Annotated in this window: 9 protein-coding genes; 7 read left to right on the top strand and 2 right to left on the bottom strand. The window is 51.0% G+C overall.

What is annotated here, in order from left to right; translation table 11 throughout:
* Window positions 1–9: 9 nt before the first annotated feature.
* From sufC to Q3C19_RS05105, 4 genes are all read left to right on the top strand, one after another.
* A complete protein-coding gene (sufC, locus tag Q3C19_RS05120; RefSeq protein ID WP_302727642.1) occupies window positions 10–768 on the top strand; it encodes a Fe-S cluster assembly ATPase SufC in 759 nt (252 codons plus the stop codon).
* 93 nt (window positions 769–861) lie between these two features.
* A complete protein-coding gene (gene sufD, locus Q3C19_RS05115) occupies window positions 862–2,205 on the top strand; it encodes a Fe-S cluster assembly protein SufD (protein ID WP_288909789.1) in 1,344 nt (447 codons plus the stop codon).
* 158 nt (window positions 2,206–2,363) lie between these two features.
* Window positions 2,364–3,599 (top strand): cysteine desulfurase, encoded by a 1,236-nt coding sequence (locus Q3C19_RS05110; RefSeq protein ID WP_302727746.1) that lies wholly within the window; start codon window positions 2,364–2,366, stop codon window positions 3,597–3,599.
* A gap of 194 nt (window positions 3,600–3,793) precedes the next feature.
* Entirely contained in the window at window positions 3,794–4,114 is a 321-nt protein-coding gene (locus Q3C19_RS05105) for a heavy metal-binding domain-containing protein (RefSeq protein ID WP_071148383.1), read from the top strand.
* Between the two features lie 184 nt (window positions 4,115–4,298).
* Here the strand turns inward: Q3C19_RS05105 and Q3C19_RS05100 are convergent, their stop codons facing one another.
* Window positions 4,299–5,342 carry a CNNM domain-containing protein gene (locus Q3C19_RS05100; RefSeq protein WP_302727638.1) on the bottom strand — a complete coding sequence of 348 codons (1,044 nt, stop codon included), beginning with the start codon at window positions 5,340–5,342 and terminating at the stop codon, window positions 4,299–4,301.
* Between the two features lie 98 nt (window positions 5,343–5,440).
* Complete coding sequence (locus tag Q3C19_RS05095; protein ID WP_302727636.1) at window positions 5,441–5,860, bottom strand: hypothetical protein; 420 nt, start codon at window positions 5,858–5,860, stop codon at window positions 5,441–5,443.
* Window positions 5,861–5,973: 113 nt separating this feature from the next.
* On the opposite strand from Q3C19_RS05095, the gene Q3C19_RS05090 reads away from it, so the two are divergent.
* From Q3C19_RS05090 to Q3C19_RS05080, 3 genes are all read left to right on the top strand, one after another.
* Window positions 5,974–8,175: a sodium-translocating pyrophosphatase gene (locus Q3C19_RS05090; protein ID WP_302727634.1), complete on the top strand. Its 2,202-nt coding sequence runs from the start codon at window positions 5,974–5,976 to the stop codon at window positions 8,173–8,175.
* A gap of 160 nt (window positions 8,176–8,335) precedes the next feature.
* Window positions 8,336–9,952, top strand: coding sequence for a DUF6377 domain-containing protein (locus Q3C19_RS05085; protein ID WP_302727632.1), 1,617 nt, complete (start codon window positions 8,336–8,338; stop codon window positions 9,950–9,952).
* 159 nt (window positions 9,953–10,111) lie between these two features.
* Window positions 10,112–13,096: a SusC/RagA family TonB-linked outer membrane protein gene (locus Q3C19_RS05080; RefSeq protein ID WP_302727630.1), complete on the top strand. Its 2,985-nt coding sequence runs from the start codon at window positions 10,112–10,114 to the stop codon at window positions 13,094–13,096.
* Window positions 13,097–13,119 lie beyond the last annotated feature (23 nt).

Genomic DNA, 13,119 nt, shown 5'->3' with positions numbered 1-13,119 from the left:
ACATAAGTTATGTTAGAGATAAAAGACCTTCATGCCAGCATCAATGGCAAAGAGATATTGAAAGGCATCAACCTTACCATCCGCGACGGTGAGGTACACGCCCTTATGGGGCAGAACGGTGCCGGAAAGAGTACGCTGAGCAACGTTCTTGTAGGCCATCCTGCTTACGAAGTGACACGTGGCTCCATTACTTTCAACGGAAAGGACCTGCTGGCCCTTTCGCCCGAAGACCGTGCCCACGAGGGTATCTTCCTTTCCTTCCAGACGCCGGTCGAGATTCCCGGTGTATCGATGGTGAACTTTATGCGTACTGCCGTCAACGAGCAGCGCAAGTACCGCCATCTGCCTGCCCTTTCGGCAAGCGAGTTCCTGAAACTGATGCGCGAGAAGCGTGCCATCGTCGAACTGGACAGCAAGTTGGCCAACCGTTCGGTGAACGAGGGTTTCAGCGGCGGTGAAAAGAAGCGCAACGAAATCTTCCAGATGGCCATGTTGGAGCCGACCTTTGCCATCCTCGACGAGACAGATTCTGGCCTTGATGTGGATGCGTTGCGTATTGTGGCCGAGGGCTTCAACAAGCTGCGCACGCCGCAGACCTCGGCCATGATCATCACGCACTACCAGCGTCTGTTGGACTATCTGAAGCCTGATGTGGTACACGTCCTTCTGAACGGCCGCATCGTGAAGACCGGTGGCCCCGAACTGGCAACAGAAATCGAGAACCGCGGCTTCGACTGGATAAAGAAAGAGCAGTTAAATGAAGAATGAAGAATGAAGAATGAAGAATTGCTGTTTTTCGCTTATGGATTGGAGGTAAATTCTTCATTCTTCATTCTTCATTCATAATTCTTCATTGAGATTATGAGACCCGAACAACAATACATAGACCTGTTCTCGCAGTGCGAGGCCATGATATGCCAGCACAGTTGCGAGGTGATGAATGCCCCCCGTGCAGCGGCGTTTGCCGATTTCGAGCGTCTGGGCTTCCCCACCCGCAAGGACGAGAAATACAAGTACACCGATGTCAGCAAACTGTTCGAACCCGACTACGGGCTCAACCTGAAGCAGCTCGACATACCAGTCAATCCGTACGACGTGTTCAAGTGCGACGTGCCCAACATGAGCACTTCGCTCTATTTTGTTGTGAACGATACTTTTTATAGCAAGTCATTGCCCAAGTCGCATTTGCCCGAAGGCGTGCTTTTCGGCAGCTTACGTCAGCTGGCAGCGGAGCATCCCGAACTGGTGAAGAAATACTACGGCAAGCTGGCCGATACCTCCAAGGACGGAGTGACTGCCCTCAACACGGCTTTGACGCAAGACGGTGTGCTGCTTTATGTGCCTAAGAACGTAGTGGTAGAACGCCCCATTCAGTTGGTCAATATCCTGCGCAGCGACGTCAATCTGATGGTGAACCGTCGTGTGCTGATTGTGTTGGAAGACGGTGCGCAGGCTCGTCTACTGGTATGCGATCATGCAATGGATGCAGTTAACTTCCTGGCTACACAAGTGGTGGAAGTCTTTGTGGGACAGAATGCCGTACTCGACCTCTACGAGCTGGAGGAAACACATACCAGCACCGTGCGTGTCAGCAGCATGTACGTCCGTCAGGACAGCGGAAGTAATGTCTTGCTGAACGGCATGACGCTGACAGGCGGTACCACACGCAATACTGTCAACGTGACTTTGGCTGGCGAGAATGCCGAGATCAACCTCTGCGGCATGGCCATTGCTGACAAGAACCAGCATGTCGATACTCACACCGTCATCGACCATGCCGTGCCCCGCTGTACGTCGAACGAGCTTTTCAAGTATGTGCTCGACGATCAGGCTACGGGTGCTTTTGCCGGACTGGTATTGGTTCGTCCCGGTGCGCAACATACCAGTTCGCAGCAGACCAACCGTAACCTTTGCGCCACTCGCGAGGCCCGTATGTACACGCAGCCGCAACTGGAAATCTATGCCGACGACGTGAAGTGTAGTCACGGTGCGACAGTCGGTCAGCTGGACGACGCAGCCTTGTTCTATATGCGTCAGCGTGGTATTCCGATGCACGAAGCCCGTCTGTTGCTGATGTTTGCTTTCGTCAACGAAGTGATAGACACCATCCGCCTCGACGCCTTGCGCGACCGCCTGCACCTGTTGGTTGAGAAGCGCTTCCGCGGCGAGCTGAACAAGTGTCAGGGGTGTGCCATCTGCAAGTAGGGAGCCTCACCCTCAGCCCCTCTCTCCAGGAGAGGGGAGGAGTGACCGAATGCGAAAGTATAGGAAGAGGCTGAAAGTTACATTCTTTTTGAAGAAAAAGGATGGAGCAAATAAACGAATAATAGATGAAAGATATGTCTGAACAGAATAACTCACAAATGTTTTCTTCCCCCCTCTCCTTGGGAGAGGGGATGGGGGTGAGGCAAGACTTCCCCATCCTTAGCCGCACCGTCTATGGCAAACCGTTGGTCTATCTGGACAACGGCGCCACAACCCAGAAGCCGCGCTGCGTAGTCGATGCCATCACCGACGAGTATTACAGCGTCAATGCCAACGTGCACCGCGGGGTACATTTCCTGTCGCAGCAGGCTACTGAACTTCATGAAGCCAGCCGCGAGACGGTGCGCCGTTTCATCAACGCCCGCAGCACCAACGAGATAGTCTTCACCCGCGGCACTACCGAAAGCATCAACCTGCTGGCTTCCAGCTTTGGCGAAGCTTTCCTGAAGGAGGGCGACGAGGTGATTGTTTCCACCATGGAGCATCACAGCAACATCGTCCCCTGGCAACTGCTACAGATGCGTAAGGGCATTGTCCTCCGCGTGATTCCCATGAACGACCGTGGCGAACTGCTGCTGGACGAATACGAACGGCTCTTCACTCCACGTACCCGGATTGTCTGTGTGGCTCACGTCAGCAATGTATTAGGCACGGTGAACCCTGTGCGCGAAATGATAGCCACGGCTCATGCCCACGGCGTCCCCGTGCTGGTGGACGGTGCGCAGAGCATCCCCCACATGCCGGTGGACGTGCAGGCACTCGATGCCGATTTCTACGTTTTTTCCGGACACAAAGTCTATGGACCTACAGGCGTTGGCGTGCTTTATGGAAAGGAAGACTGGCTCGACAAGCTGCCTCCCTATCAGGGTGGTGGCGAGATGATTCAGCACGTTTCGTTCGAGCGCACCACGTTCAACGAACTGCCTTTTAAGTTCGAGGCCGGTACGCCCGACTACATCGGCACTACAGGCTTGGCTAAGGCACTGGACTACGTTTCTGCCCTCGGTATGGACCGCATTGCAGCCTACGAGCACGAACTGACCGAGTATGCCACCCGTCGCCTGAAGGAAATACCCGGCATGCGTATCTTCGGCGAAGCTCCCGAAAAGGGCAGTGTTATCTCCTTCCTTGTGGGTAACATCCATCACTTCGATATGGGTACGCTGCTCGACCGCCTTGGCATTGCCGTGCGCACGGGACATCATTGCGCCCAGCCGCTGATGCAACGGCTTGGCATCGAGGGCACTGTCCGTGCTTCCTTCGCCTTGTATAATACGAAGGAAGAAATTGATGCGCTGGTAGCCGGTGTGGAGCGCGTGAGCAGGATGTTCTGATATTTAAAGCCGTCAATCGGAACCATAAAGCCGCAGAGGACACGGATTGCAATTTAAATCCGTATTCTCTGCGGTTTATATTATCTGTCCGACCCTTTTCTTTGATTTTTCCATCTTTTTCTCTCCCTCCTGCAACTTTTCCTCCATCGGTTGCGTTTAATAAGAGCAAATAACTTTTAAATGACGAGACAGATATGTTACTTACAACCACTTCTATGATTGACGGCGGGAGAATTACCCGCTACTACGGCATCGTGTCGGGCGAGACCATTATCGGTGCCAATGTGTTCCGTGACTTTTTTGCCGGTATCCGCGACATTGTGGGCGGACGCAGCAGCTCTTATGAAGAAGTGCTGCGCGAAGCCAAGGAAACTGCCTTGCGCGAGATGGAAGAGCAGGCTCGTGCCTTGGGGGCCAATGCCGTGATAGGCGTCGACTTGGACTACGAGACTGTGGGCGGCAGCGGCTCCATGCTGATGGTGACGGCAGCCGGTACGGCAGTGACCGTAGAGTGACGCAAATACCCCCTGTGAACCACACTTGTGCGGCTCGTGTGGGACACTTGCACGGCTCGCGAGCCACACTTGCACGGCTCACGAGCAACACAAGTGTCTCTCACGAGCCGTACTTGTATGCCTCCCAGACTGGTTTGGAGTGCTTCTGCGAGGGGGGAAGATTCACCGCTTCCGGTACACGCTTTTAGAAGGTGGAACCCTGTTCTGCCTTCCGTTTCTGCCAGCGGTCGCGTGCCAGCTTCTGCATGTCGGTCACGGCGTCGCGCTCGTCCACAATCTCGAAACCGAGGGCTGTTTCGATGATGTCTTCCATGGTGACGATACCCCGCAGACAGCCATATTCGTCGATGATGATGGAGATGTGCTCTTTCTTCTCAAGCATTTTTTCCCAGATTTTCGAGACCGAAGTGCTTTTGGGGAAGGTCAGGATGGGGCGTACAATGTCGGACAGCTTCATGTCGAACTTGTCTTCGGCCAGGCGCTCCAATACGACTTGCCGCAGCACGTAGCCCGTGATGTTGTCTTCGTTGTTGTGGAAGACGGGGATGCGCGAATAGTTGCAGAACTGCTTGCTGCGGTAGAAGTCCTTCAGTGTGGTGTCCTCGGGTGCAGCGGCCACTACTACACGAGGCGTCATCACGTCGCGGGCCGTTACGTTGTCCAGCTTGATCAGGTTCTGTATCATTCGGTTTTCGTCCTTCTGGAACACGCCTTCCTCGGCACCGATAGACACCATGGCCGACACCTCTTCGCGGCTCACCGAAGCCTCGTGCTTCGACGGTGCCACCAGACGGGTGATCAGTTCGGACAGCCACACCAACGGATAGGAGATCAGAATCATACCCCAGATGATACGGGCCGAAGGCACAGCCAGCGAACGCCAATAGTTGGCACCCACACTCTTCGGGATAATCTCGGAGAGGACAAGGATGAGGATGGTCAGCACGGCAGAGATGATGCCGAAATAAGCTTCGCCGAATACTTTCACGGCTTCGGCTCCGACACCCGCCGCACCTACGGTGTGGGCGATGGTGTTCAGTGACAGAATAGCGGCGATGGGTTTGTCAATGTCCTGCTTCAGCCGCTTGAGCAGGGTGGCCGACTTGGCGCCGGACTGTTCCTTCATGGTGATGAAGGACATGGGGGTAGACAACAGCACTGCCTCCATGACGGAGCAGAGAAAAGATACGGAAAGGGCAAGAATAAGGTATAAAAGTACAAGTCCCATAAAATGAGTATTAAGTGAAACATGCGGACGCGAGCCTTTGGGATAGGATAAAGGCCCGTCCGGTTGATAAAATAAAAGCTGTAGGATGGAACTTGTGTCTAAAGCCGATAGATGCACAGCGTGGAACGGCGGCGGATATAGTCGGCCGAGGGTGTGCACAAGGTTTTCCGGCCGGAACAGGCCGACAGGGATGAAACGTGGCGCTGGATGACTGACGGGCCGGAAACCGACGTCGTCTGGTGGCGCAGCCTTGTTGCCGAAGGGGCATAGGGAGTGGTGTCTTCGTCGATGCAGGTCGAGCCTTGCTGGCGGAACTGCATTTCGCAGTTGTCGAACGAAGTCACGTCATCGGGCAGCGATTCATACTGTCCGAGGGGTTGCAGCATGGCGAAAAGCAGGATGATGATCCACGTTGCAACCTTGTATATGCGGTTATCTTTTTTCATTTGTGTGGAGCAAAGATAGGCAAATGCCTTTCTTGCCCGTAAGGAAACGGTGCCTTTTTGTTTTTTTAGCATTTGATTGGTTGCCATAGCGATGAGAATAGTGGTAAACAAATTTGCTTATTCCGTCTCAATTCCATATATTTAGCGCATTCTATTTTGTCAAACCTCAAAACATAAAGAATGCTATGGATCAACTTCTATTCTGGGTCGTACCGGTAGCTTCCGTGCTGGCCCTTGGCTTTGCCTGGTATTTCCATCGTCAGATGATGAAGGAGAGCGAAGGTACTCCTCAAATGATTAAGATTGCGGCGGCTGTGCGCAAGGGCGCCATGTCCTACCTGAAACAGCAGTACAAGATTGTGGGACTGGTGTTTCTGGCGCTGGTCATCCTGTTCTCCATCATGGCCTACGGCTTCGGTGTGCAGAACTCGTGGGTGCCGGTGGCCTTCCTGACGGGCGGCTTCTTCTCGGGCCTTTCGGGCTTCCTGGGCATGAAGACGGCCACGTATGCCTCGGCCCGCACGGCCAATGCCGCCCGCGGCTCGCTGAACGGCGGCCTGCGCATCGCCTTCCGCAGCGGTGCGGTGATGGGGCTGGTGGTGGTCGGCCTGGGTCTGCTGGACATCTCCTTCTGGTACCTGCTGCTGAACGCCGTGATTCCTGCCGACGCGCTGACGCCCACCCACAAACTCTGTGTCATCACCACTACGATGCTCACCTTCGGGATGGGTGCCTCGACGCAGGCCCTCTTTGCCCGTGTGGGCGGCGGCATCTACACGAAGGCGGCCGACGTGGGCGCCGACCTCGTGGGTAAGGTGGAGGCCGGCATCCCCGAGGATGACCCGCGAAACCCGGCTACCATTGCCGACAACGTGGGTGACAATGTGGGCGACGTGGCCGGCATGGGGGCTGACCTTTATGAGAGTTATTGCGGTTCTATTCTGGCTACGGCGGCGCTGGGTGCGGCAGCCTTTATACACAGCGGCGATACGCTGATGCAGTACAAGGCGGTCATTGCGCCCATGCTGATTGCGGCGGTGGGCATTGTGCTGTCCATCATCGGCATCTATGCGGTCCGCACCAAGGAGAATGCCGGCATGAAGGACCTGCTGGGCGCGTTGGGCTTCGGCACCAACCTCAGTTCGGTGCTTATCGTTGTGGTCACGTTCTTCATCCTGTGGCTGCTGAAGCTGGACAACTGGATGTGGATTTCCTGCTCGGTGGTGGTAGGCTTGCTGGCGGGCATCGTCATTGGCCGCTCTACCGAATACTATACTTCCCAATCCTATAAGCCCACGCGGCGGCTGAGCGAGAGCGGAAAGACGGGACCGGCCACGGTCATCATCTCGGGCATCGGGCTGGGCATGCTTTCTACGGCAGTGCCGGTTATCGCCGTGGTGGTGGGCATCATTGCCTCGTACCTGTTTGCTTCGGGTTTTGACTTCAACAATGTAGGCCTGGGACTGTATGGCATCGGCATTGCCGCTGTGGGTATGCTGTCTACGCTGGGCATAACGTTGGCTACCGATGCTTACGGACCCATTGCCGACAATGCGGGCGGCAATGCTGAAATGTCGGGGCTGGGTGCCGAGGTGCGCAAGCGTACCGATGCACTCGACTCGCTGGGCAACACGACGGCGGCCACGGGCAAGGGATTTGCCATCGGTTCGGCAGCCTTGACGGGACTGGCTCTGCTGGCGTCGTATGTGGAGGAAATACGCATCGGGCTGACTCGCCTGGGCACGACGGAAATCAATGTGGGCGGCACGACGGTGCCTTTGCAGGATGCTACATTCTTTGACTTCATGCACCACTATGACGTGACGCTGATGAATCCCAAGGTGCTTTCGGGCATGTTCATCGGCTCCATGATGGCCTTCCTGTTCTGCGGACTGACGATGAATGCCGTGGGACGCGCGGCGGCGCACATGGTAGATGAGGTGCGGCGGCAGTTCCGCGAAATCAAGGGCATCCTGACGGGTGAGACGGAGCCCGACTATGCACGCTGTGTCTCTATCTCGACCAAGGGGGCACAACGCGAGATGGTGGTGCCGTCACTCATTGCCATTGTGGCACCCATCCTGACGGGTATTGTGTTTGGTGTGCCGGGTGTGCTGGGATTGCTGATAGGAGGATTGAGCAGCGGTTTCGTGCTGGCTATCTTCATGGCAAACTCGGGAGGAGCCTGGGACAATGCCAAGAAATACGTGGAAGAAGGCAACTTTGGCGGCAAGGGCAGCGAGGTGCACAAGGCCACCGTGGTGGGCGACACCGTAGGTGACCCCTTCAAGGATACGTCAGGTCCGAGTCTGAACATACTTATCAAGCTGATGTCAATGGTGGCCATCGTAATGGCCGGGCTGACGGTGGCGTGGAGTGTGTTCTAAGTAGGAGTGGACAACGTAATTTTGTTTCAGTAGACAAGTTGGCGAGGTGAGGTAGTCTTCTGTGTATCACCTTGTGAGTTTGTTCTTTATGTTTATTAAGGAAGAAATGGTTTCAAGATTCTGGTTAAATTATTGTTTTGCCTTATTAGTTCTGGTTGGAATGTCGTTTGCCAGTAGGGCACAAGCGGATGTTACGGGGTTGAATATTGATTCGATATTGAATGTGTTGGATTACGAGATGAGCCAGTGTGATGCATATACGCAAAAGAAGGAAGAAAAACTGGTTTCATTGAAGAGCCTGTTGCATCAGTCGGCTGATGACCAACACACTTTTGCTTTATGTAACGAGCTGTTTGAAGAATACAAACATTATCAATACGATTCGGCTTACGTGTACGCTGTGCGTTCTTTGTGGATGGCAGAGAAGTTGCAGCAGCCGGAGTCGATAGCGTTGGCCAAGAGCAGCCTGATGTTTTGTTATACGGCAGTAGGGTTTTACAAAGAGGCCGACGAGATGAATAGAAGTTTTTCGGTGGAAGGCTTGAGTCCCCAAATGTTGGAGCATTATTATTCGCAATGCCTATATTTATATCAGAATATGCGTGATTTTTCGGTAGATAACGACAGCCTTTGGCAACATTACGAGTCTTTGCGTGAACAGGCTCGTGATCAAGTGCTGGCAAGTGTCGCTATGAACGCTGACGTATACCGGAGGACTTACACGAAAGACATGCTTTCGGTGGAGTTCCTTCCGCCGGCTTCTATGATTGAGAGGCGGAAACAGTTGCTGGGTAAGTATTCGTTGTCGCTACACGATCAGGCAGTGCAATGTTTCATGATAGGTGAAATGTGCGACAAGTTGGGGCGGAGAGCCGAAGCCACCTATTACATGGCGCTTTCTGCCATTAATGACATTCGCTCTAATACGCGTGAGACTTCCGCCGGCAAGACGCTTGCCTCTTATATGTACGAGGCAGGCGACATTGACCGTGCGACACGCTATGTGCATAGGGCACAGAGTGATGCCAACTTCTATAACACGCGTATTCGTAAAATGGAAATCAACTCCATATTGCCGCTGATAGAAAGCCGCCGTTACGAACAGATGAGCCGCCAGCGGAATTTCCTATTTGCCTTCGGCGCTTTTGTTTTGCTTACTTTGCTGTTGTTAGCCGTTTTGTATGTCATTTTGAAGAAAAAGAATCGTAGCTTGTGCGAGGCAAGGAATGAAGTCGAGCGGAAGGCCTGTGAACGTGATGCGGTCAATCGGCAGTTGTCTGTCATCAATATGCAGCTGCAAGAGGCTAATGAGATAAAAGACAGTTATATCGTTCAGTCGTTGTATGGTGATTCATCCTTTGTGAATGATGTAGAGGAGAAGTGTAAGCAGTTGAAACGTAAACTGAAAGCCAAACAGTATGATGATTTGCTGTCTATCATTAACGGAATCAATATCAGGCAGGAGCGTGAGCGTATGTCTTCATCGTTTGATGCCGCCTTCTTGAAACTGTTTCCTACTTTCTTGGAGGAATATAACAAACTCTTTCCAGAGGAATATCAGGCTTGTCTGACCGATAGTGGCATGTTGCCCACCGAAGTACGTATCTTTGCCTTAATGCGGTTGGGTATTGCCGACACGGCATTGGTGGCCAAATACCTGAATATTTCACAAAATACGATTTATGTCTACAAAGCTAAGGTAAAAGCTAAATCGCTCGTTTCAAAAGATGAATTTGACAATCATATTTTGCGTATTTGTAAACCTCGGGAATCTTAATTTTATGTTGATTTAATATTTTGTATTTAGCTGATTTATAGTGGCGCAATGTAAGAAGTAGTATTAAAATGACCTTAATTAGTTGCTCTTGGAAGACATCTTATCTACCTTTGCATGTAAACAAATGAACCACATTGTTTAACTTTAAAATGTAAAGCTATGAGAAGAAAATTCCGTAAACTGGGTTTTTTATTATGCTTGTTGTTTGTGCTTGGAGGACTGGCTCAAACTGCGTGGGCGCAGCAATTAAGCGTAAAGGGAGTAGTGACAGACGCAGCTACTCAAGAAACACTTCCTGGAGTAAACATCCAAGTTAAATCTACAACAAAAGGTTGCATTACTGATTTAGACGGGCAGTTTGTGCTCGAGGGAGTAGGCAAAAATGATGTGCTGATAGTGTCCTACATTGGTTACAAAACTGTTGAAGTGCCGGTGAATGGGCGTACAGAGTTGAAAATTGCCTTGGGTGAAGACACTGAGATGTTGGCCGAAGTGGTGGTTATTGGCTATGGTACGATGGATAAGAAAGAACTGACTTCAGCCATTTCGCACGTTTCTCAAAAAGATTTTCTTGCCGTGAGCAGTATTGACCCTACCATGATGATTCAAGGCAAAGTGCCCGGAGTGTCTATTACCAATACCGGTGCGGGCGACCCCAACAACCAAGCCAGTATTCAGATACGTGGCGTTTCGTCGCGTGCGGCAGGTTTGGGCCCGTTGATTGTAATTGACGGTGTGCCTGGAGGTAATCTTACAAATCTTAATCCAAATGACATTGCCAGTTTCGATATATTGAAAGACGGCGCGGCTTCGGCTATTTATGGAACACGGGGTTCCAACGGTGTTATCCTGATTACGACTAAGAAAGGTAGCAAGGACGGCAGCATACATACATCTTATACCGGCACATTCTCGTTCGATGTGATGAAGAAAGAACTGGATATGCTTACTGCACAAGAATACCGCGACTTGCGTTCTGATTCATCGGTAGGTTATGATTTAGGGGGTAACGATGATTGGCTGGATGCCGTAAGCCAGACAGGATTTAGCATGCAGCATACGCTGACTTTAAGTGGCGGAAACGACCGTACCTCCTATCGTGTAAGTGCAGATTATCGCGATGCACGCGGTATCGACCTTCGTTCAGGGCGTGAAGAATATGGTGCACGTGCTTCTTTAAACCATACAACGGCTGATGGCTTGTTTACGTTTACTGTTAACATCGCTCCACGTATCGCTTATCGTGACCAAGCAGCGTGGGATGTGTTCCGCAACGCTATTGAGGCCAATCCTACCACGCCAATTCGTGACCCTCAAGATCCTTCAAAATATTATAACTTCCAAGGGCAGACGGCAGGATACAATCCTGTGGAACTGATGGCTTTGGAAGAAGACAAAGGAGAAACCAAGTTGCTTGACTGGGATGCTACGGCCCGTTTGAACCTGTTGCCTTTGTTGCTGAAAGACAAGACCGGCAATCATTCGCTGAACACACAAATCACATTTGCCGATCACCAATATGACAACTTTAACGGCTGGTTCCGTCCTTCTACCAGTACGTTGTGTATAAATGCTGGACGTGACGGAGAGGCTTCTCGCTCGTATAGCAAGGAACGCCAACACGTGTTGGAGTGGATAACTAACTACCAGACATCTTTCGGTGGCCACAACCTGAAGGCTATGGCCGGTTATTCTTACCAGTATTCGCAATATTCCGGGTTGAATGCTTCAAACAAGGATTTTTCCAACGATGGTTTGGGATTCAACAATATTGGCTCGGGTGAATATGCTAAAGATGAAGGCGAAGTGGGAATGGGCTCTTATAAGAATGATTCAAAACTCATAGCATTCTTTGGCCGTATCAGTTACGATTACAAGGGCAAGTATCTGATGACAGCCTCACTGCGTCATGAAGGCTCTTCAAAGTTTGGAGCTAACAACAAGTGGGGTAACTTCCCGGCCATTTCACTCGGATGGCGTATTTCGGAAGAATCGTTTATGAAGGGTATTGACTGGATTAATGATTTGAAGCTGCGCGGTGACTTCGGTATAACAGGAAACCAAGAATTCGACAGCTATAAGTCACTGAGTACAATGACGCCTTTTGGTTATTACTATTACAATGGTCGCTATTTCCAGGTATGGGGTCCGTCAAAGAACGTAAATCCTGATTTGAAATGGGAAAAAGGAAAGAACTGGAACATAGGTATTGATTTTGCCCTCTTCAAGAACCGAGTGTACGGTTCTATCAATTACTTCAACCGTCGTCAGCAAGACTTGTTGGGTGATTACAAAGTGTCGGTTCCGCCCTACTTGTTTGACACAACGTTTGTCAATGTAGGTACAATGAAGAATACTGGTCTGGAAATAGATATTACTTGGGATGCTGTGAAGACCAAAGACTTTGATTATTCAGTGTCAGTAGTCGGTTCGACCATGGGTAATGAGTTTGTTGATTTCAGTAACTCGGAATATGTGGGACAAGATTTCTACGACGTAGTGGGTACTGAGGATCCCTATCCTTTCCATTACTTGCAGCGCATTGAGAAAGGGAAGCGTTTAGGAAACTTTTATATGTTCAAATATGCCGGTATCGATGAACAGGGCAACTGGATTGTGTATGACAAGGACGGAGATATGATTAAAGCCGACCAGGCTACGGATGAAGACCGCCAGATTGTAGGCAACGGACTTCCTAAGTTTACTGGCTCTATGACTCATAATTTCCGTTATAAGAATTTCGACCTCTCCATTTTCTTCCGTGGCGCTTTTGGATATGATATCTTTAACATCCATGATTTTTACTATGGCACCAAGAGTTTCATTGGTAACGTGCTGAAGAAAGCTTATGAGAAGAATGCACAGATTACTGCCAACCCGGTAGTAAGTGATTATTTCTTGGAGCGCGGCGATTACGTGAAGCTGGATATGTTGACTTTGGGCTATACCTTCAATCCTCAATGGAAATACCTGAAGAAATTACGTGTTTATGGTACCGGGAAGAACCTGTTGACTTTCACTAAATTTAGTGGTGTAGATCCTTCTACCTATCAGGTAAACGGACTGAATCCGGGGGGTACCGGTTCGCGCAGTTACTATCCGTCGAGCCGCCAGTTTATTGTAGGTGTGCAGATTGATTTCTAAGATTCCTTAAAATTAATAAGAAT

Origin of the sequence: Bacteroides sp. ET489 (genome assembly GCF_030518095.1) — a bacterium.
Taxonomy (GTDB): domain Bacteria; phylum Bacteroidota; class Bacteroidia; order Bacteroidales; family Bacteroidaceae; genus Bacteroides; species Bacteroides ndongoniae.
Note: the sequence above shows the minus strand (reverse complement) of the source record. Positions and strands in the feature narration are given on the sequence as shown.